The 22116-nt window shown below is 56.0% G+C and carries 17 protein-coding genes; 6 read left to right on the top strand and 11 right to left on the bottom strand.

The features are described 5' to 3' along the window. Positions 1-158: 158 nt before the first annotated feature. From FD37_RS05765 to FD37_RS05755, 3 genes are all read right to left on the bottom strand, one after another. Positions 159-539, bottom strand: a complete 381-nt coding sequence (locus FD37_RS05765; protein WP_235807857.1) for a Spx/MgsR family RNA polymerase-binding regulatory protein — start codon at positions 537-539, stop codon at positions 159-161. A gap of 560 nt (positions 540-1099) precedes the next feature. Continuing rightward, positions 1100-2944, bottom strand: a complete 1845-nt coding sequence (locus FD37_RS05760) for a glycoside hydrolase family protein (RefSeq protein ID WP_056964092.1) — start codon at positions 2942-2944, stop codon at positions 1100-1102. Positions 2945-3089: 145 nt separating this feature from the next. Beyond that, on the bottom strand, positions 3090-3473 hold the full coding sequence (locus FD37_RS05755; protein WP_045807441.1) for a MarR family winged helix-turn-helix transcriptional regulator: 384 nt from the start codon (positions 3471-3473) through the stop codon (positions 3090-3092). 324 nt (positions 3474-3797) lie between these two features. Here FD37_RS05755 and FD37_RS05750 point away from each other — a divergent pair, with 324 nt between their 5' ends. Continuing rightward, positions 3798-4616: a Cof-type HAD-IIB family hydrolase gene (locus tag FD37_RS05750; protein WP_045807442.1), complete on the top strand. Its 819-nt coding sequence runs from the start codon at positions 3798-3800 to the stop codon at positions 4614-4616. Positions 4617-4660: 44 nt separating this feature from the next. Here the strand turns inward: FD37_RS05750 and FD37_RS05745 are convergent, their stop codons facing one another. Beyond that, on the bottom strand, positions 4661-5485 hold the full coding sequence (locus FD37_RS05745) for an alpha/beta hydrolase (protein ID WP_056964090.1): 825 nt from the start codon (positions 5483-5485) through the stop codon (positions 4661-4663). A 294-nt stretch (positions 5486-5779) separates the two neighbouring features. Between FD37_RS05745 and FD37_RS05740 the strand changes: the two genes are divergently transcribed. Continuing rightward, a complete protein-coding gene (locus FD37_RS05740; protein WP_045807444.1) occupies positions 5780-6814 on the top strand; it encodes an aldose epimerase family protein in 1035 nt (344 codons plus the stop codon). Between the two features lie 682 nt (positions 6815-7496). On the opposite strand, the gene FD37_RS05735 is transcribed toward FD37_RS05740, so the two are convergent. Next, positions 7497-9803 (bottom strand): glycoside hydrolase family 31 protein, encoded by a 2307-nt coding sequence (locus FD37_RS05735; RefSeq protein WP_056964088.1) that lies wholly within the window; start codon positions 9801-9803, stop codon positions 7497-7499. A gap of 124 nt (positions 9804-9927) precedes the next feature. Further along, positions 9928-11355, bottom strand: coding sequence for an SLC45 family MFS transporter (locus FD37_RS05730; protein ID WP_082605135.1), 1428 nt, complete (start codon positions 11353-11355; stop codon positions 9928-9930). 168 nt (positions 11356-11523) lie between these two features. Between FD37_RS05730 and FD37_RS05725 the strand changes: the two genes are divergently transcribed. The 4 genes from FD37_RS05725 (at position 11524) to FD37_RS05710 (ending at position 13790) form a co-directional block, all read left to right on the top strand. After that, positions 11524-12519, top strand: coding sequence for a LacI family DNA-binding transcriptional regulator (locus tag FD37_RS05725; protein WP_056964086.1), 996 nt, complete (start codon positions 11524-11526; stop codon positions 12517-12519). 72 nt (positions 12520-12591) lie between these two features. Further along, positions 12592-12861 carry a 30S ribosomal protein S14 gene (gene rpsN / locus FD37_RS05720; protein ID WP_045807445.1) on the top strand — a complete coding sequence of 90 codons (270 nt, stop codon included), beginning with the start codon at positions 12592-12594 and terminating at the stop codon, positions 12859-12861. 231 nt (positions 12862-13092) lie between these two features. Next, positions 13093-13599, top strand: a complete 507-nt coding sequence (locus FD37_RS05715) for a hypothetical protein (RefSeq protein ID WP_056964084.1) — start codon at positions 13093-13095, stop codon at positions 13597-13599. Then, positions 13599-13790, top strand: a complete 192-nt coding sequence (locus tag FD37_RS05710) for a hypothetical protein (RefSeq protein WP_045807446.1) — start codon at positions 13599-13601, stop codon at positions 13788-13790. The genes FD37_RS05715 and FD37_RS05710 overlap by 1 nt, the downstream gene beginning before the upstream one ends. Before the next feature lie 86 nt (positions 13791-13876). Here the strand turns inward: FD37_RS05710 and FD37_RS05705 are convergent, their stop codons facing one another. The 5 genes from FD37_RS05705 to FD37_RS05685 form a co-directional block, all read right to left on the bottom strand. Continuing rightward, positions 13877-16135, bottom strand: coding sequence for a glycoside hydrolase family 65 protein (locus FD37_RS05705; protein ID WP_056964082.1), 2259 nt, complete (start codon positions 16133-16135; stop codon positions 13877-13879). Positions 16136-16306: 171 nt separating this feature from the next. Continuing rightward, positions 16307-17677, bottom strand: coding sequence for an SLC45 family MFS transporter (locus FD37_RS05700; protein WP_045807448.1), 1371 nt, complete (start codon positions 17675-17677; stop codon positions 16307-16309). A 672-nt stretch (positions 17678-18349) separates the two neighbouring features. After that, positions 18350-19318 (bottom strand): LacI family DNA-binding transcriptional regulator, encoded by a 969-nt coding sequence (locus FD37_RS05695; protein WP_056964080.1) that lies wholly within the window; start codon positions 19316-19318, stop codon positions 18350-18352. Positions 19319-19606: 288 nt separating this feature from the next. Beyond that, complete coding sequence (locus FD37_RS05690) at positions 19607-20938, bottom strand: HAMP domain-containing sensor histidine kinase (protein ID WP_056964078.1); 1332 nt, start codon at positions 20936-20938, stop codon at positions 19607-19609. Continuing rightward, entirely contained in the window at positions 20928-21620 is a 693-nt protein-coding gene (locus FD37_RS05685) for a response regulator transcription factor (protein WP_045807451.1), read from the bottom strand. Before FD37_RS05685 ends, FD37_RS05690 begins: the two co-directional genes overlap by 11 nt. Between the last annotated feature and the right edge of the window lie 496 nt (positions 21621-22116).

Raw genomic sequence — 22116 nt, 5'->3', positions numbered from 1 at the left:
CAAAGTCGTGCCGGCCACGTTCCAGCCCTATTCTGGCCGACTGGTAGGCGCTGACCGCAATCAGTCTAGACTGACCGGCACTCCCCTTCGTTAAGTATGCACGAAAAAAGGACCGCTGCCCGTGATGGGGCAAGCGGTCCTTTATGATTAATCATGGATTAAGCTGGCGAAACGCCCAGCGCGTTCTTGGTGCCGTTTAAAATCTTGAAGAAACCGGCCAGTTCCTTCTTCCGGTATGACGCCGGCACGAACTCACGGATGGTTTCCAAATCGAACCCAGTTGCCAATTTGTTTTGGTCAACCACAATCGGGTTCTTTAAGATACCGGGGTTGTTTTGCAACAACGCCACCAGGTCGTTCATCCCCATGTCCTGCACGGACGTTGGCAACGCCTTGTACGCCTTGGAACGGGTGGAAATCAAGTCGTCGGTGCCTTCTTCCGTTAAGGATAACATGTACAGGATTTCTTCCCGGGTTAAAGGTTGTTTTTTAATGTCACGTGCGGTAAAGATCGCATCATGGTTAGCGAGCCATTTCATCGCTTTAGTTACCGCGGTTGTTTTAGCATGAAAGTACATTTTGATCATAAAATCGCCCTCCAATTAGTGTGTTTGTCGATGAGGTACTTGGGATTAGCACTCTTTTGTTTGAGTGCTAATTATGGTAATCATTGTACACCACAAACCGCAATGATGAAACCCATAACGCTCGACTTTCAGACCATTTAATCTTTTCTCAACTTTTAGGACTGCCGGAAAGCAAGCGACCATTGCTGTTATATCAACCTTAGCAGGTGAATCCGACCTTTTTTCACCCGAAGTTTGAAGATTTTTTGAAGATTGAAAAGGGTTTCATTTTTCGGGCCAGATTATCTCACAGCGACGGTCCGCCCACCCCATGACCGATTAATTCAATCAGCCAGCTAACGAATGGTTGTCGTATATATAACCACGAATCGGCCCTTTTAGCAAGCACCAATTCGTCGTTTTAGAAAATTATTTAGCTGAAGCCCACCCATCCTCTGCTCGTTCACCCCAAAACAAAACGGCTCCCCCACCAAAAATGATGGGAGAGCCGTTTAAAATTAATGATTTAATGCTTAAGCATCCAAGTCGAAGGCACCGGCCCGGGTCCAGAGACCATTGCTCATCTGGTAGTACGTCGTCTGGTGCCCGTTGGCATCGATCCGCCGTGCCCGGTGCGTAATCGTCATTTCCCGCTTGTTCAAGTCCGCCGTGGTCCCCTTCTGCTTGGCTAGCAGGGGATCGTTGAACGGCCGCGTGTAGACGGGGTAGACCTTCATCAGGTTGAGTTCCTTGTCGTAGTCTTCAACGGTGATCTTGTTGAATTCCAAGGCACCCTTCCGGATCCAGTACTTGGTCGTCGAATTCTTGGAGAAGCGAATCCGGTACCACTTACCGGTGTCGGCTTCCGCCCGCATGTCCAGGTAGACCCGCTTGTTCTTGATCTTCTTCCAGTCGAACTTCATGATGTTCCAGTTCTTGTGGCCCCGGATGTGGTTGTACAACGAGTAAGTCTTGTAGTTGCTCTTCAGCTGCGCCGTTTGCGTGTTCAGACCCGCATAGTAGTCTTCCTGCTTGTTGGTCTGCTTACGCTTCTTCAGCTTTTGCTTCTGCTTATTCGGCTTCTTCGTTGGCTTGTTGACCGACGTGTTCGTGATCGGCTTTTGCGGCGTCACCGTTGTGCTGGTGAACGGCGCAATCGTGGTTTTGTTGTCCTTGATCTTGATGCCCGACCCGGACAACGCGAAGTTGCCATCGACGAAGGTGGCCCCTTCCTTTTGCGTGGTGATCTTGTTCCCCGTGATCGTAATATCCGACATCGGGTTGTCATTGGTCTTCCCCGCATCTAAGTAAATGTACTGCTTGGTTGGGTTCACGTTGATAAATTGATTATCCGTGATATTCAAGTTCTTCATGTCGTAGGACGGTTCGGAGTTGTACAGGTAAATGTAGTTCCCGGAGCCCAAGACGTGTTGGTTAATGAACTTGTTCCCGGAGATCCACAGGTTCGAGATCCCCTTAAAGTGAATCGTGGCAACCCCGTCGTCTAATAACGGCTTGGGATCAACCACCGTGTTGTTGGTGAAGTGGACGTCGTGGATGATGCCCGCCGCACCGTGCCCGTAAATCGCGTGTTCCCCGATTGGGTTGGGCGCGTACGACTGGACCTGCCCCGATTTCCGGGTGACCGGCAAGAACTGGTTGCCGTCGACGGTCACGTTGTAGGACGGCAGGTTGTCGTACTGGTCGCCCGTCAACTTGTAGGACATGGCCTTCTTGTTGGAGTAGTCGACCTGGATGGCTTCCTTGTAGTCCATCGAGCCGTTAAACCCGGTAAAGACGGAGTTCAGCACGTTAATATTGCGGCTACCGTCGATATCGATGTAGTGCCCGGTCGGTGATTCAGCGTTGTCGAAGACACAGCCGTCAAAAGTGACGTTCTGGGCGTGGTTCAGGCTCTGCACGAAGACACTTTGCCCGTCCGAGGTGTTGTCCCCCTGGAACGTGGCCCCTTTCCAGGTCACGTTCGAGATTCCGCCATCGTAACCGCTCTCCGGACTCGGGTAGGCGATGTTCAACCGGTCGCCGTTGGTGATCCGGAAGACGGCCCCCTTGTCGAACTTAAACGTCAGGTTCGAGTGGAGCACCACGTGACCCGCATTGAAGAGGTAGGTGCCCTTGGGGACGTGCACCGTGACGTTGCCGTTGTTCCATTTATCGATCATCTTCTGAAACGCGTCGTTGTTCACCGTCTTGGCATTCCCCACCATGCCTTGGTGCTGCGCGTTAATGGTTGTGTCCGCGTACGCGACGGTCTCACTGCTTCCCGGGGTGGCAACTGTTGACCAGCCAGCCATGCCCAGGAGCGCGATTCCCACCGTAAGGGCGGTCGCAACGATATGTTGACCCCTCAAGTTCAAAAAAAGCCCTCCATTTCCAAAATCTTTCTACTCCCACAGTATAAGCTAATACCAGAAAGCGTTGGGTCAACTTAACCGAAATGTTACAGAAATGAAAGATTTTATAATGGACGGGCTTTTGAAACCATCTGAAATTAAAGCAATGCTACATCAGCTTAGAGATGTCGCTGTGCAGGTCGTTCAAGCGATCGACCACTTGGCCGCGCACCTGGGTGTACACTTTGACGCCTTCCGGGGTCAGCTTCAGGTTGTGCTGCCGCCGGTCAACTTTCGAAGCGATACTTTCGATTAAGCCGGCGCGTAACAACCGTGAAATCTGGCCGGAGATCATCGACTTCGAGACCCCAATCTGGTTCGCAAACTTGGTTGGCGTAAAATCATCCCGTTGGTCGGTGATGGCGTGTAAGAGATTAAACTGTTCCAGGGAAATCGTAATCTCCTCCGTTTTAATCGTCGTTACTGGTCGCATGATCTTTTGTAATTGGGAAAACCATTCTAGGGATTGGCTTAAGTCACTCGTTTGCGTCATATCATTCTCTTCCTTTCAAATTCAACTGCTCTATACCTTTTACTGTTACTATTCTGACCCACTAACCGTTTATTATAACCGTTATTTTCAACCTTTATGTTACCGTTTGATTAATATTTTATAGCATTGTAAAAGGAAAAACTAGTCCTCTAACGTTTCTTCACACTTTTTTCATACTTTTCTGCCGGGGACTTAGGCCCCAAGTAGCGGCGTCGTCTAGCCTGACTGCCGAATCTGTGTATTTCTTGGCAACTGAACTTTCATTGTGTTTCTCAAAAAAACTCCGTATGATTGATGTAATATTTGAAAACGGAGGTTTCTGGGATGACCAACATTAAACTGATCGCCACCGATGTCGATGGCACGTTCCTCGATTCAACGCGCACCTACAACCATGACCGCTTTGCGGCCCAGCTCCAACGACTCAAGGCCGCCGGAATCCACTTTGTGGTCGCCAGTGGCAACCACCTGGGCCACCTTCAGGAGGTCTTTGCGCCCACCCCGGCCGTTCAGACCTTTGTCGCCGAGAACGGCGGGCTGATCGTCGACCACGGTCAAACGCTCTTCGAGACCCCGATCCCGCTAGCCACGGTCCGCAGCGTCGTTCGCGACATCTTGGCCGACCCGGCGTTGCGCCCGCGGGTCTTGCGTCTCTCCGGCGCCCACGGGACCTACCTGAACTTGACGGACCAGCCGGACGACCCCGTCGCTCAGGACTACTTCTTCAACAACCTGGTGCGGGTTCCCGACCTGACGCAGGTCGCTGATACCATCTATAAAATCAACGGCGAGTGGCCCGACACCGCCATCCGCACCATCGCAGCGACGCTCAACGCCCAGTTTCCCGAGCAGATCCACGCCACGGCCAGCGGCTTCGGCAGTATCGACATCATCGCCCCGCACATGAACAAGGCGATTGGCCTGACCCAGTTGGCCCAGGCCTGGCACATCGCCCCCAGCGAGATCGCGGCCTTTGGCGACAACGATAACGACCAAGAGATGCTCCGCCACGTGGGCCTCGGCGTCGCCATGCAGAACGGCACGGACTCGGTCAAGGACGTCGCCAACCTGATCACGCCAACGGACAACGACCACGAGGGCGTCCTCAACGTGATTGACGCTATCTTAGCAGACGAACTTTAACCGGAGCTAAACTGGTTGAACATTCTGGACGATTAACCAATTGGTTAGTCGTCCTTTTTGTTGGCCCAGAGCAGCCGCGCGATCAGCCGCCACATGCGCGGAGCCGAATGCAACCGTCCATGCCCGATACCGTCTACGGGGTGTTCTTGATAGGTCACGGGACTATCCGCGACCACGGCGCGCAGGGCGGTGACCTGGCGCACCGGGACCTCCCCGTCGGTCGCGTGACCGGTCAGGACGCCGTACACGTTGTGGATCTCCGCCCCCGCGTTGGCCCGCAGGTTGTGGCGCACCGCCAGCAAGCGCCGGTACGCGGGATCCTGCGGGGCGTTCGGCGGTGTCTCATCGACCGGAGTCCCCAGGAGAACGGCGCGGCGCAGGCGTGGCAGGGTCGGGTCGGCCCCATCGCGGACCAGGCTGTGAACCAGCGCACTGCCACCCCAGGAATGGGCCACCGCGTTGTACGCGGTCACCCCGTAGCGTTGGTGCAGCCAGCGCAGGATCTGGGTCAGCCACCGCGTCTGCCGGCGATAGTCGCCCGTGAAGTTGTGGTCGAACAGGACCTGAATTGTCGGGTTCACGGCCGTCTCCGGCCACTGACCGGAGACGTGCAGGTGATCGTGGTAGTCGACCCGAATCGTCAGGACCTTCGCGGCGTACCCCTGACGCGCAAACCAACGGAGCATGCCGTTATAGGTCCAGGCGTTGCCACCCCACCCCGGCACAAAAAGGGTCGGCGTGGTCGTCTGTACGATGCCCGCCCGCCGATAGCGCCGGTCACGCGGCGTGATGGCCCGGCGGCTCAGCCAATGGTACGCGGCCCAGCCACTTCCTAAAATCAACGCTCCCCAACACCACGGCTTCCTCACGGCTGTCCCTCCTAAACCTGTATATTATGCCAGTTTTTTCAATTGTACACAAGTTAAACATTATCGATTGAACATTGTTACTTATTAACTATATAATATTATAATTTATCCGCACAAAATTCGTGTCTCATCATCGAAGCGCTCCCTTCCCGAATCAGCGGGAACCGGGGACCATTTAGCGGTCTAGGGGCTCCCAGAATGAACCGGGTGGCCGTTGACAATTGTCCGTATAAAAAATAAAATAGAAGGGAATGTGAAAACGCTTTAAAAAATCATAGAAATCGAGGAACCGCTATGCAAACGACGACACAGGAATGGGATACGTATCAGGCGCAACCCGTCACGGAATATACGATTGAAAACGACAATGGGGTCAAGTTAGGCGTCCTCAGTTGGGGCGCCACGCTGCACGAACTCAGCGTACCTAGCGCTCAAGGCCCGCACAATTTAGTGCTATCTTACCATAAGATGGCGGATTATTTGGATAATCCGTTTTACGTCTGCATGGGCATCGGCCGGACCGGTGGCCGCATCACCCGGGGAACCTTCCCGCTAGACGGCACCACCTATCACGTGGACCCGAACGAGGGGCAGAACACCCTGCACGGTGGCCCCCACGGATTCAACACGGTCAACTGGGCCGGCAGCCTCGACACCACCGACCCGAACCACGCGCGGATTATCCTGACGCACACCTTCAAGAGCACTGACGACTCCTATCCGGGCGACCTGGACGCCAAGCTGATCTATGGTCTGGACAACCAGGACCACGTCACGCTGACCTTCGAGGCCACGGCCACCACGACCACGACCCTCTTCAACCCGACGGCGCACCTGTACTTCAACCTGAGCGACGACCAGCTGATCACCGGCCAGACGCTGCAGGTCAACAGTGACGAGCACCTGGACCTAAACGCCGAGAAGTTGCCGACCGGGAAGATGATTGCGAACGCCGACACGCCGTTTGACTTTAAGGCCGGCCAGAACCTGGGAAGCGCCATTCGCGGCATGCAGGACACCACCGAAAAGGGCTTCGACGACGTTTACCACGTAGTCCCCGCCGCGGACCACACCATCGCCAAGCTGAGCGACCCGCAGTCCAACCGCAGCGTGACCATCAAGTCCGACCGCAACGGGCTGGTGGTCTTCACCGCCAACTCCTTCACCAACGGCCTGAAGCTGGCCACCGGTGCCGGTCAGCCTTACATGGGCGTGGCGCTGGAGCCGCAGACCTTACCGGATTCGCCCAACTTCCCTGAGTTCGGCGACATCACCTTACCCGCCGGCAAGACCCAGCAATACCACGTCAGCTACGACGTGACTTACTAAGAGACTGTACAGTCGGGTTGATAAATTGCGCTCCACGCCGGCGAGCAAGATGGTCGAGGTGGGCACGATTCCGAAGCCCCGATTGTCGAGTTCAGCACTTCCGGGCCCGTCAAAAATAGGGCTGGAACGGGGTGGGCACAGCTTTGAGCCCTGAACCCCGGTCTCAAAGGCTGGCCTTTGCCTAAGCCGGCTGAAAAACACCGGCTAAGGCAAATCTCACCCCTGAGCCCATTTTTGACGGGCCCTCCAGCTCACATGTGCGTTGATTATCACAACCAGATTGTCAACGGCCAAACTATTGCCGGCGGTGACAGGCACTGGCACATAATTGCTTCGTGGAGATTATTGCCATTTAGAAGTGAGTGGCCTAGCTTCTCTCGAAACACCTTTTAAGCCAGTCGTCATCGCCCATCATCCAGAAACGATTCAAATCAGTTCAATTTAACAAGCCAGTCCCTAGCCATTACTTGACCGGGTGACTGGCTTGTTTGGTGTTTCTGAGAACGTCATGGCGGCTTAATTGGCGCGTTAAATATCCGACGGTGCTGAATCTCGCCGGCACCGGTAGCGGGTGCTGACGTCCTCCCACTGGTTTTTAAACAGTCAGCTAAATACCATCCAGAAGCACGTCAAAAGCCGTTATCCTCCCCGCTAAGGGCCGGATAACGGCTTTTTCGTCGTATTATTTTGCTTGATACGTTTCACTTGCGGCATCGTAGACCAACGTTACTTGCCGATCCGCTAATTCCACCGTAATCTGGTGGTACACCGGTGCGTATCCGTGGTGGGTCAGCTGGACGCTCACCCGTTGGCCCGCTACCCGGACATCGTACAGGTTGTACTCGCCCTGCTGGTACTTGAAGTCTTGACCATCGTCTTGGTAATGTTGGGTACTCCCGTGATCACCATAGAGCTTAAAGGTCATCGCCGTCAGCGGCTGGTCCGCCACGTGGTCCACCGTTGGCCCCCATGGCAACAGCGTATTGGCCCGGACGTAAAGCGGTAACTTATCTAACGGCGCGTCCGCGATGACGTCCTGGTGACCGGCCACTTCTTGACCGTTCCAGAAGTCGATCCAGTCGCCGGCCGGCAGATAGACCAAGCGCTTCGTCGTGGCCGGGTGCAAGACCGGAGCCACCAGCAAGTCGTTGCCGACCATGAACTCGTCATTCAGGTTGCGGACCCGTTCATCGGTATCGTCGTTCAAGACCAACGGCCGCATGATGGGCAGCCCAGTCTGCGTTTCTTGATGGAAGAGGTCGTAGAGGTACGGAATCAGGTGGTAGCGTAATTTCAGGTACTTGCGGTAAATCGACAGGGTCGGTTCGCCGAAGACCCACGGCTCCTGACGCCGCGTCCCCATCGCCGCGTGGTTCCGCAGCAACGGACTGAAGATGGCTGCTTCGATCCAGCGCGTCAACAACTCCGGATTGGTGTCAGAGGCAAAGCCCCCAATATCCGTTCCGATGAAGCTAAAGCCGCTCATTCCTAGGTTGCACAGCTGGGGCACCATCATCTGAATGTGGGGCCACATGCTGCGGTTATCCCCGGTCCAGACCGTGGCGTACTTCTGCGTCCCGGCGTAGGCCGCCCGAGTAATCACGTACGGCCGCTTTCCCTGTTGGGCCTTCAAGCCATCGTACGTGGCCTTGGCCATGTTATGACCATAGACGTTGTGCATCTTCTTATGGGTCGATGGCCGGTCCTGGTCGCTAAAGACCACGTCCTGAGGGATCTCGCCTTCAAAGGACGCTGGTTCGTTCATGTCGATCCAGATACCGGCCGCGCCCATGTCCGTCAGGAACTGACCGTTTTTAGACCACCATTGCCGCACTTCCGGCCGACCGAAGTCGGGGAAGGCCGAGTTACCCGGCCAAACCTTATTGATGTAGACCTTGCCGTCCGGCGTTTTGACAAAGTAGCCCTTCTTAACCCCTTCGGCGTAGACCGAATAATCCGGGTCCTGCTTAACACCGGGATCGATGATGGGAATCACCTTAATGCCGCGCTTCTTCAGCTTCGCGACGAAGCCCTTCGGGTCGCCGTCGAACTTCTGCTTGTCCCAGGTGAAGACCCGGTAACCGTCCATGTAGTCGACGTCAAAGTGGATGGCGTCGCAGGGCAGGTCGTACTTCTTAAGATTATCCGCGATCTCTTGCACTTCCTGCTGGCTGGCACTGTAGCCCCAGCGCGATTGTTGATACCCCAACGTCCACTCCTGGGGTAGCGGCGTCCGCCCGGTCAGGTAGGTGTAGTTGGCGACCACGTCCTTGAGACTGTTCCCGCCTAAAACGTAGTAGTTCACGTTGCCGTCCACGGCCGAGTAGAAGTAGTAGTGGGCACTTTCCTTGCCCATATCGAAGTGACTCTTGTAAGGGTTATCGAAGAACATCCCGTACGGGTGGCCGTTCTTCAAGCCCAGCATGACCGGAATCGACTTGTAGAGGTTTGGTAAAATCTCGAGTTGGGGTTCCGTGTTATCAGCGTTCCAGTTGTCATACTCAAAGCCCCGCTTGTCGAGGTAACCCGTCTTGTCTCCGAGTCCGTAGAAGTGTTCATCGGGCGCCAGAGACTTGACGACCTCGTAATAACCGGTGTCCGACTTGACCGTGGCCTTTTGGACCGTGTGCCCTTCGGCTTCGACCAGCCGCTGATGGACCTTATCGACCCCTTTGTCCAGGATGACCCGATCGCCCCGGTAGTCCGTGATCAACGGATGGCCAGCCGCGTCGGTGACGTCGACGTGCTTATCGGCATCGACCCGAACAATCAACGCACTGGTGGCCAACTCATAATGGTCACCCGCGTCCTGAAAGGTATAGGGCGTCGTCTGCGCCTTCGTGCCCTCAATCGCGTACGAAGCGCCCTGGTCGCCCCGGTCAACGAAGACCTGAACAATCGTGGGGGTCAACACGGTCAGGCGTAACGGCTGCTTAAACGCCAGCGTGACGACCTGTCCGTCCTGCGTATACTTCGGTAACTCACTCATCAAAATCGACTTCTTTCTCTATTAAGTGTTTCAATTCAACTCTCATTTGGCAGGGTGGTCACAGTCCCGTTCCAGTCCGCTTTTGACTGGCCCGGAAGCACCCTTTTTCAAATTTTTGCTACCTTTAGTCGTTTGCCGCACTGTCGTCCGACAAATCGCGTTGTGGCTTGTCTTGCTTGATGACGCTAATGGACACGACCGCGATCAGCATGGAGATACCGGCCACTAACATCATGCCCGGCATCGACTTGCCGACCCACTGGAAGACCACGAAGCTGGCGACGGACGCGATGATTTGCGGCAAGCAGATGGTCCCGTTGAAGATCCCGATGTAGGAGCCTTCATTCGAGCCGTTGAGGGACGACGTGAAGATGTTGAAGGGCTCCACGTGCACCGTGAAGAACCCGATACCAATCAAGCAGAACGGCACGATCAACAGGTATTGGTTGTGGATGAAGAAGACCCAGATCAACCCAACCGCAAAGGCGGCCAAGCCGAAGCGGTACCAGAACTTCCGCTTGTTTTGATTCGTCCGGGACAGAACCAGGAAGCCGTACAGAACGGCGGCCATCGATTGAATGAAGGTCAAGATTCCGTACCAGTTCCCAGCGGCCTGATAGCCCGCCGAAGCGGCGTTGGTCGTGTGCCAAACGTTTTGAGCAATGGCCCCGGTAGTGTAGGTCCACATGTACTGAATCCCGATCCAGGCAAACATCTGAACCACGGCCACTTCCCATAAAGCCTTGGGAGCTTCCTTAATCAATTGCCAGAGCGGCTTACTTTGCTTGTGTTGTTCCGGATCGATGTGGTGGTACAACGCGTAGGTCTCCGGATCGTATTCCTTGACGGTGTGGATCGTATAGGCCGAGATGCCTAACAGGATGGCGGCCCCGATGTAGAAGGCTAACCGGACCGACAACGGCACGACCCCTTTTTGGGCCGTGTTGGCGACCCCGAAATAGGTCAGAACAAAGGGTAAGATGGTGGCCAGCACACCGCCCAGGTTACTGAAGGCTTGTTGCCAGGACCAGGCTTTATCCTTTTGCTTTTCGTTGACCATGTCCCCAATGATCATGCGGAACGGTTGCATGCAGACGTTACTCGACAGGTCCATGAATAAAATAGCAATTGCACCGAATAATAGAGCGGCTGTCGAGGCGTACCCGAAGCCAAAGGACCCGGCGTTGGGTAACAAAATCATGACTAATGCGGCGACCGGTGCGCTGAATAACAGGTAAGGCATCCGCCGACCGAACCGTGACCACGTTTTGTCCGAATACTTGCCGACCAACGGCTGCACGATCAGGCCAGCCAGTGGTGGCAGAATGAAGAACAGACCCAGTTTGGTCGGGTCAGCACCGATCGTTTGAAAGATCCGACTCATTTGTGAGGACTGTAGCGAAAACGCCATGTTGACCCCACAGAACCCAAACGTGATGGCAAACAGCGTCTTCAACGGCAGGTTGGGTAACGAGTTAGATAACTTCGCTGGTGCCTTTTTGGCTTGGGCAACCGGCGTTTGAACACCCGGATGGGTAGTTGGTTGATTCATTTGAAGCATCTCCCTAGTTGATAGACTCGTCTTAACAGGTTCATCTTAGCACCAACTGTAAGCGTTTACAATACCAGAATTACGCAACTGTAAACGTTTACGATAAAACACCCCCTTTCATCCCCGTTAGCGGTATAATGAAGACGCTTCAAGAAAAGAGGGCTTTCGTTGAAACCAACCATTAAAGACATCGCCGCCAAGACCAACCTGTCCATCGCCACCGTCTCACGCGTCTTGGGACACAAGCAGGGAACTTATAGCGCCAAGGCAGAGGCCAAAGTCCTCCAGGCGGCGCGAGAGCTGGGCTACCGCAAGAATACGGTAGCCGTCGAGCTCGTCAAAAAGCGGGCGGACGTTTTAGCCGTCATCATTAACGCCACCCCCACCAACTTTTCCACCGACATCATCGACGGCATCCAGGAGCGCGCCGGGCAGCTTGGCCAGCAGGTCATCATCCTGTACGCCGGCAACCGGGAGGCTCCCTTGCAGCACCAGGCCATCAACACGGCCCTGCAACGCAACGTTTCGGGGATTCTTCTGGTCGCCATCGAACCCGACGCGACCGACCGCGAGCTTTTGCAGGCGGCACAGGTGCCCTTCTGCTTCGTCTCCTTGAACCTCGACGATCAAAACATCAAATCGGTCAGCTCGAACAATCACGACCTGGCCTACCAAGCGACCGAGTACCTCATCGCCCACGGCCACACCCGCATCGGTCTGGCCGGCATCGACGACTACCACACCGGACGACAACGACTGGCCGGGTACCAGGCGGCCCTGGCCAACCACCAGATTATGGCCGACCCCGCGTGGGTCCAACGCGGCAACTACAGCTACCAGGCTGGCCAAGCGGCCTTAAGCCCCTACCGGTCGCTCGGCGTCACGGCCGTCCTCGCCGCCAGTGATATGGTGGCGGCCGGCCTGCTGACCGCCGCGCAAGGCCAACACCTGACCCTGCCCCAGGACCTCTCCATCGTCAGCATCGACGGCACCATCATCTGCGACATCACCACCCCGGCTCTCACCAGCGTGACCCAGGACTTTCGCGAGATTGGTCGCCAGGGGGTCAACCGGGTGATGGGCCAAGCCGCACAGACCATCATCCCGGTGACCCTGACGGAGCGGGCCAGCGTCGCCGAGTTAGATCAATTGGAGACAAAATGATTGACCTCCAATACCCCCAGCGGTATCATAGTAAACCGTAACGATTATTATTTAGAAAAAGGAGATCTGTACATGGCTAAGAAGTCTAAGATTGCAAAGGAACGCAAGATTGAAGCCACCGTGGCAAAGTACGCGACCAAGCGCGCTGAATTAAAGGCCGCTGGCGATTACGCCGGACTGGCCCTGCTGCCCCGGGACGCTTCCCCCGTTCGGATGCACCACCGCGACCACCTGGATGGCCGGCCCCACGCCTACATGCGGAAATTCGGGTTATCCCGGTTAAACTTCCGCGAATTGGCCCACAAGGGTCAGATTCCGGGCGTCAAAAAGGCCAGCTGGTAACCCACTGACCCCAGGGCCCCGCGGATGATCGGTTGTGGTCTCGCGGTCGCCCCTATCGTCCACCTTCCCACTTCTATCGGTGGCGGTGGACCCCTAACCCACTTTAAAAAGCAGAGAGTCTGGACACCCGTCCAGGCTCTCTTTTCGTTTACCAGCATCCCCCGTTTGACACGGTCCGCCGTCTTCCGTAGACTGGGGGCAATGACTAAAAAACCAAGGAAGTGCCCTACTATGCAAATTGAATCCATCGGCTGGGAGTTCGACGTGCTCCAGGCCAGCGCGGTCGACGACAACTACCCGCGGATCGAGGCTGTCTTCGTCGGCGTCACGCCGGCCGTGGCCTATGACGTCCACAACCAAGCCAAGTTCAGCCGCACCATCGAACACCACTTGCGGGACCTCGAACGGGCCCTGCGCCAGGCCCACCAGGCCGAACTGGCCCAGCTCGGCAGCGCCGACGTCGCCGCCAACAGCGCCATCATCCAACACCTGCTCAGCGACTACCATGATCAGCTGGTCGCCCAGGTCCTGATTCCCGACCAACTCGAGCTGGAAAGCCTGACGCTGGCCGGCGAGTGGCCGTTCTTCTGGAATGAGCAGGCGCCCCTGGTTCAGCAGAAGAACCGCGAACGCGAGCCCATGCCCTTCAGCGAACCCGCGACCCCGGCCGACGACTCGTCCGCCGATGACCACAACGATGACCATCCGGGCACGACCGACCCGTACATGCCCGTCTGATGAAGGCTAAAGTCATCTGGTGGGTCCAATTCCTGATCAACTGCTGGTTCATGGTCTGGGTCATGGGCCTCATCGAGACCGCACTGCCCTTCGGCATTGACGGGCTGTCCCTCCTCATTGAGGCCGGTCTCTTCATCCTGGCCATCGCGTTGGCCTACGCGCTGACGACCGGGTTCAACAACCATCGGTAACCGATACACAAAAACGCAGCCCCCTCACCAACGGGGACTGCGTTTTTGTGCGTATCGGGTTTTTACTTAACATGAAACCAATTGAGTTACTGCACGGTGACCGTCTTACCGGCCACGTCGATGTCCAGGGGTTCCCCACTGATCAGTTTGAAGTGGGCGCCGGCCTTGTCGACGGTGACCTCGATCAGACGACCGCGGAAGACCTGCCGGAAGGAGAAGCTCTCCCACTTCTTCGGCAAGAATGGTGCGTAGTGGAGTTGACCATCGCGAACCCGCATGCCCGCGAAGCCTTGAACCACGGCGATCCAGCCACCGGTCATGGCCGTGATGTGCAGTCCATCGGTGGTGTCGTTGTTGTAGTTGTCCAGGTCCAGCCGGGCCGTCCGTTCGTACAGCTCGACGGCCTTATCTTCGTAGTGCAGGTCCGCCGCCAAGACGGAGTGGATAGCGGGTGACAGACTCGATTCGTGGACCGTCAGCGGTTCGTAGAAGTCGAAGTTGGCCTTCTTCTGTTCCGGCGTGTAGTCATCGATGAAGTCCCAGATTCCTTGAAGCACGTCCCCTTGCTTGATGTACGGGGACCGCAGGATCTTATCCCAGGACCAGTGTTGGTTGATGGGCCGTTGGTCGGCTGGAATGGCGCTGACCGGTTCGATGTCCTTATCCAGGAACCCGTCGTGTTGGACAAAGATGTTCAGGTCCTTGTCGTACGGCAGGTACATCCGGTCGACGATGTCTTGCCAGTGAGCCTTTTCGTCGTCCGTCACGGCCAATTTCCGGGCCACGTCAGCGTCGACCTTGCCCAGGATCTCCAGAGTGTACTTCAACGTCCATTGTGCCAGCATGTTGGTGTCCCAGTTGTTGTCGACGTTGTTCTCATACTCGTCGGCCCCGGTGACCCCGTGGATCATGTACTGGTTGTTGCGCTTGCTGAAGTGGACCCGGTCGGCCCAGAACCGTGAGATCTCGGTCAGAACCTTGGCCCCTTGGTGCAAGACGTAGCTGGTGTCGCCCGTGTAACGGGTGTAGTTGTAGATGGCAAAGGCAATGTCGCCGTTCCGGTGAATCTCTTCGAAGGTGATTTCCCATTCGTTATGGCATTCGATCCCGTCGAAGGTCACCATTGGGAACAAGGCGCCCTTGAGCCCCTGTTCCTGTGCGTTCACGTAGGCGCCATCCAACTGGTTATAGCGGTACATCAACAGGTTGCGGGTGACCTTCGGATCCGTGATCCCCAGGTAAACGGGGAAGGCGAACGCTTCGGTGTCCCAGTAAGTGGCGCCACCGTACTTTTCACCGGTGAACCCTTTCGGCCCGATGTTCAACCGGGCGTCGTCCCCGTAGTAGGTCGAGAACAACTGGAACAGGTTGAAGCGAATCCCCTGTTGGGATTCGTCGTCGCCGGCGATCTTCACGTCGGACTTTTCCCACCGTTGGGCCCAGATCTGGGTGTGGGCGGCCAACAGGTCTGCGTAGGACTGTTGGGCCACCTTGGCGCTCAGGTCGTGCATGGCCCGCGTCAAGTCATCCTGGGTCGCGTAGTCCCGCGAGGTCACCACGATCACGCGCTTTTCCAGCGTGGTCTGGGCCTGGGGTGCCAATTGACCCGTGTAGGCGTTAGCGACTTCCTTGTCACTCGGCTGGGTGACCGCCACGTTGGCTAGGTCGGTCACCGTGTGCATCTCCATGCCGGACGTGAAGCGAGGCGTACCGAACGGGTTCGGCGTGGTCTTAGCGATGACGCTGCCGCTGGTGGCTTGCTGGTCCGTGGCCAGGACGTCCCAGAAGCGCTCGTCGTAGTTGGCCTCTTCGTTCTTGACGTCGGCGTCGATGGCCGACGTGATCTGCACGTCCACACTGTCGCTGTCACTCAGGTTCTTGACCGTGACCTTTTGGACGGACAGTTCGGGTTGGGCAACACTCAAGAACCGTTGGAAGGTCAGGGCGACCTTGACGGCTCCCCGCTCCAGGGTAAAGGAGCGGTTCAGGACGCCGGCGTGCATGTCGAGGTCCAGGGTGAAGTCACTGATGGTGTCCTTGGCAAGGTCGACGGGTTGCCCGTTGATCACGATTGGCAACTTGATAAAGTTAACGGCATTGACCACTTTACCGAAGTACTTCGGATAGCCGTTCTTCCACCAGCCGACCCGCGTCTTGTCGGGGTACCAGACCCCACCTAAATAGATACCTTGTAGTGAGTCACCACTGTACCCTTCTTCAAAGTCGCCCCGCATCCCCATGTAGCCGTTTCCCAGGCTAGTCATGGATTCCTGCAGGCGTTTGTCCTTTGGATCGAAGGTGTGGGTAATGACGTTCCACGGTTGAACTTCAAAAATGCGTTTCATCGTCGCTGAACTCCCTTTCTAATGCTGTGCGATTGCGTGTTCCGGTCGTTCGCCCCGTTAAGCCCAGTCAGGGACCCGTTCAGCGACCCCGCTCACGTGGCGCGGCGCTCCTGAACGGGTCCCTAACCACGACGGTGACATCGTGGGGGACGACCGGTGAATCAATTTAAATTAAGCCTTGTAAGTTTCCTTGATACTGAAGACGGAGAAGGCCCCGATAGCCATAATGACCCCGGCTAAGAGGAACATGGTGGCTTGCGAGTTCCCTAACATTGGGAACAGGGCGAAGCTGGCCAGAGAAGCCACAATCTGTGGCAAGCAGATGGACCCGTTGAACAGCCCCAGGTAAGTCCCCATGTGGGCCCCGGATAAGGCGTTGGTGACCATGGTCAGTGGGTACGTGTTCATGGCCGCCCAAGCGATTCCGACTAAGATGAAGGACCCAATTAAGGCGTATTGATTGTGAATGAAGAAGACGGAGATGAACCCGAGGGCCCCTAAACCAAGGCTCCCCGCGTAGCCTAACTTGTGAACACTGTTAGGCAACTTCGCCAAAACGTAGGACCATACGACGGCCGCGATGGATTGAACGGCGGCCAAGACCCCGTACCAGTTTCCGGCAGCTTGGTAGCCAGCGGAAGCGGCGTTGGTGGTGTTCCAGACGTTAGAGGCAATCGCCCCAGCGGAGTAAGTCCAGAGGTATTGGAAGGCGATCCAGCAGAAGAATTGAACCAGCGTGACGGTCCAGAAGACCTTCGGTGCCGTCTTCAATAACGTCCACCAGTTACCCCCTTGGCTGTTATCTTCCTTGGTAATGCCGTGGTACTTGGCGTAGGTTTCGGGATCGTATTCGTGAACCCGGAAGATGGTCAGTAAGCTGGTCACGATCAACAAGGCGGCGCCGACGTAGAAGGCGACCTTGACGGTATCCGGCACGACCCCTTTAGCGGCGACGTTCTTCAGGCCGAAGTACGCGAACAGGAATGGCAAGATGGCGGCTAACACGGCCCCCACGTTGGACATGAAACTTTGAATCCCGTAAGCGTAACTCTTCTGGTCATCGTTGACCATGTCCCCGACCATCATCTTGAAGGGCTGCATGGCCACGTTCGAAGACAGGTCCAAGAAGGCCACGGTGATGGCCCCGAAGAGCAAGGCGGCTAAGGACGCGTACCCGAAGCCCAGACTCCCGGAGTTCGGCAACAGGCACATCACGATGACCGCGACTAAGGCCCCTAAAGCTAAGTATGGTAAGCGCCGACCGCCGAGCTTAGGCGCCCAGGTTCGGTCGGAATAGTACCCAACGATTGGCTGAACGATTAAGCCCGCCAACGGTGGCAGAATGAAGAACCACCCTAAACTGTTCGGGTCGGCCCCAATGGTTTGGAAAATCCGGCTCATTTGAGAACTTTGCAACGTGAAGGCCGTTTGCACGCCCAGGTACCCAAAGTTGATCATCCAAATGGTACTAGCGGATAACTTGGGTAACCCAGTCTTGGTGCTATCGACCGTGGTTGTATCCTTTGACACGACATCTGCCATGACATAAAACCTCCTTAAACCAACTAAATCAGAAATAATAGCTAAAACGTTGTCAGATTTGCTTGGCAACCGATTACATAAAATATTATGGCACCGCTTTCATATTAATGCAACCGTTTGCGCAAACTTTTTTTGAATTTCGACCAACCGGTAACCCCGTTAATTGCTTGACCGAACAATTTAATCACCTGCCAGACGGGTTTTAGGGTCGATTGGTGCGTGCGCACTTGGTGAATTAAACTTTTTTTGCAAAAAAATGGGCGGGGATTCCCTACTCCCTTCCCCAAGTCACGGTCATCCCACCCGCGGCCGCCTTGGTGTTTGGCGCCAGCCAGTTACTAAACCCGCAGATCAAAAAGCGGTTAGCTGGTGCCCGTTTCGTCACCAGCTGATGGGCGTGTGCAAAAATGGAACCCCCTTCAATTTGGCAATCTTGCCCCCCATTTGTTCAGATAAAGTCTACTAAAATTAGTAAAGAGCCGGTTTCCTGGGCCTTTACTGGACAATTTAATTTTCAACCTTTAGCTCTACGGCAAAAATCCCCAGACCTTCTCAAAGAACAAGAAGCTCTGGGGATTTTTTACGGAATTAAGTTCAAAGGCCAGCCCCACAATCAAACTTAACTAAGGTTGGCTAATGGCTGCATACTGATTTCACTGAATTAATAGTGCCCTAATTAATCGCATACGGAATCTGAATCTGGCCCGGCTTGGGCGCGTCCAGGGGTTCGCGGTCGCTGAAGAGCAACGCGACCGTCGCCGACCCCATCTTCTCGGGGAACAGGTCGACCGAGTGCAGGTTGGCGTCACTCAGACCGTCCGGTAACGAGTGGTTGAAGCTGACGATGGGAAAATGACTGATTGGGTATTTCTCCCGCATCAGCCGGTAGAACTCGATGGCGTTGAAGTCGTCGGTCGCCATGATACCGTCGATCTCCGGGTGCTGCTTGATGAACAACCGGACCCGGTTGAGTTCGCCCAGCTTGACCGTCAACGGTTCGACGTTGAAGTTGGCGGCGACCCGCTCGTACCCCTGCCGCCGTTGCTGTTCGTAGGCCCAATCGTGCGCGGATTCGACGAAGACCGGGTGTTTGACCCGCAACTGGTCCAGCAGATAGGTGGCGCCCCCGATGCCGGCCTGCAGGTTATCGTTGTCCACGAAGTAATCCTCGGGATGGTCGGTCGCCGGCTGGCCGATGGTCACGAAGCGCAGGTGGTACTTGCGCAGGTAGGCCGTGATCGGGTCGTCAGGATGGGCGTAGAACAGGATGAACCGCTTGATCTTCCCCTGGGTGACCATCGACTTGACGTTCTGCAACAGCTCGTCAGACGTTTTACTAATCGCCACCGACAGGACGTAGTTGCGCTGCAGGAGCTGGGTGTTGATCCCCCGCAATAGGTCGATGTAAAACGGATTTTCGGGTTGGGTGTGTTCGGTGGTGGGGAAGACGACCCCCACGGCGTTGGCCTCACCGGCCGTTAAATTTTTAGCGTTATAGTTGGGCAGATAGCCCTCGGCCTCGGCCAGCGCTTGGATGCGTTCCCGGGTGGCCTGGCTAATCCGCGGATTGTTGTTCAGCGCGCGCGAGGCGGTCGACACGGACACACCCGCCTTAGCCGCAATATCACGAATCGTTAACATGTGCACTTACTCCTTATTGACTAATGGTCAAAGTTTACCATAAACCACCATGCCGCACAAAAGTTCCTCAACGGCGGTCACGGCTCCAGGTAGACCAATTGGCGATAACGGGGCCCGTTCCCGCCATCCCCTGGTTTGGTGACTCCCCTATTATTGTACAACGAATCAACGACCCGTGGCCGCATCAATTCACGGTTCAAAAGAGTGGCGGGGCCAGCGGACCGCCCACTGACGGGACAACAAAGAGCCTGAGACGATTGTCCCGGGCCCTTCCCATCATTACTGTCATTATTTTTTCCCGTGGTGGCCGCTCATCCCCGTCGGCGGGTTCAGCGGCAGGGTCGTCACGAACTGACTGCCCCGTGGCTGGTTATCCTTGACCGCAATGGTGCCGTGGTGCAGGTCGACGATCCAGTGGGCGATTGACAGTCCCAAACCGTTGCCGCCGGTCTGCCGACTACGCGATGTGTCGACCCGGTAGAACCGGTCGAAAATGCGTTGTCGTTCCTGGGGGTCGATGCCCAGGCCCTGGTCGGCCACGGTCAGTTGCCACTTACGCCCGACCACCTTGGCCGACACGGTGATGGTGCTGCCGTTGGGCGAGTATTTCATCGCGTTATCGATCAGGATGTTCATCAGCTGGTGAATCAGGTCCTGGTCCAGGACCGCCCGAAAGTCGGTGACCGGTAACAGTTGGAGCTGCTTGCCCTGACTGGCGGCGATCTCCGTGTAGGGCTCGATGGTCCGCTGAAGGAAGCCGGCGACCTGGGTGGCCTCGAAGTTGGTCTGCAACGAGTTCGAGTCCGACCGGGCCAACGCCAGCAGGTCGTGGGTCAGCTTCTGGAGCCGCTGACTTTCGCTGTTGGCGATGGCGATATTTTCCGCCTGGTCGATGATCCGATCGTTGGGCTTGGTCAACAGAAACTCCAGTTTATTCTGGATAATGGTCAGCGGCGTCCGCAACTCGTGCGCGGCGTTCCCAACGAACTCGGTCTGGCGCTGCCACGACCGCAGAATCGGCCGCATGGTCAGGCGCGACAGCCAGACGCTAATCAGGATCGACAGGAGCCAGAAGACCCCCATGGTGATCAGCATGACCTTTTTAAAGCTACTCATGGCGGCCTTCTGCGGGTCGATGTTTTCCATGATCAGCAGGTACTTGCCGGCAATCGTCTGATCGGAATTGCTCTTTGGCACCTTGACCAGCAACGTCCGGAAATTGTACTTACCGCCGATACGGATGGTCTGCAGCCGGCCGACCGCCGACTTGTCCAGGGTGAGCGACTTCAACTGATCGTAGCGCGATCCCAGCTGCGTGCGGTTCAGAATCTTGCCGCGCGGGTTAAAAATCAGCGTCGTGGTCATAAACGGGTGGGCCGACGCCTTGAACTGTTGCGTCTTATGCGGCGTGCTGGTGTTGGGCATGAACGGCTTTTGCTGCTTAGGACCGTTCAACCGCGCCGACCGTTCGACGCGCAGGGTCTGATCCGTGCTGGTCAGCATCGCGCGACTAAACAGGACGAAGACGATGATGCCCAGGAGAACAAAGATAATCGAGAACCCCACGAAGCTGCTGATGAAGAGGCGCCACTGCTGGGCTCGATTAGCTTTATTGCTCATCCGGCGCCTCCACAATGTACCCCGCGTTGCGAATCGTTCGAATCGACAGGTCACTGCCGGCCCGCTTCAATTCCTTCCGCAGGTTACTCATGTACACTTCCACCACCGACAGACTGGTCTCCGAGTCGAAGCCCCACAGGCGGTTAAAGATCTGTTCCTTGGTGATGATGGTCCCCGGGTTGGCGGCCAGGTAGGCCAGCAGGTCGAACTCGCGCCCCTTGAGGGTCAACGGGGTATCCTGGTAGGTGGCCAAATGCTTGCTGGTGTTGATCTCCAGCTGGCCCAGGGTGATCACGTCGCTGCTGTTCAGGTGACCGGTCCGTTTCAGTAACGCCTTGAGCCGCGCCAAGAGCTCTTCTCGGTGGAAGGGCTTGGTCACGTAGTCGTCGGCCCCGTCGTTGAAGCCGCGAAGCTTATCGGCGATCGTATCCTTGGCGGTCAGGATCAGGACCGGGGTCGAGATCTCCTGGTTGCGGATGTGGAGCAGCAGGTCCAATCCGCTTTCGCCGGGCAACATCAGGTCGAGGATGATGGCGTCAAAGACGTCCTGACTGGCTAAAAATTCTCCCTGTTCCCCGTCATAGGCCGTCGTGGGCTCACAGATGGGCTTGATCAGTTCCACAATGTCCGCCGAAAGCTCCCGTTCGTCTTCGACCACTAATACTTGGGCTTTTGTACTCACTGAAATGTCCTCCTTTTATCTACTTCACTAAATGACGCCGAATGCTAGTTGATTGCCATGGGTTCACCTTATTAGAGTGGCCTTACCAGCGCGCCACGCCGGCGAGCAAGCCGGTCGAGGTGGGCACGATTCCGAAGCCCCGAAACCCGCGGGTCTCCGGAACTCGGCCTTGATGTAATCTGGCCCAAAACGCCAGATAACATCAATTTCACCACGACCAGCAAGTCGCCTCTGTTGCGCTAACCTAGCGTGGTCCCCCTGACGAAACGGTCCCGATTGGCCACGTTCGCGATGGGGACCTATCACCCACCAGAATGGCCCGTCAATGCCGCTACCCTTTTTTCCAATCAACGAGCAGGACGCCGTGTCTTTATTATAAATTATATGTTATCCGCATCGTATTTATTCTCTTTAAGTGACAAAAACACTGTTGCAATACTAGGCAGCGGCTAAAACTCACAATTCGTGCTACCTAGGTACCCCGCCACCACAATTA

The organism is Levilactobacillus spicheri DSM 15429 (assembly GCF_001435095.1).
Taxonomy (GTDB): domain Bacteria; phylum Bacillota; class Bacilli; order Lactobacillales; family Lactobacillaceae; genus Levilactobacillus; species Levilactobacillus spicheri.
This window is presented reverse-complemented; position numbering and strand designations above follow the sequence as displayed.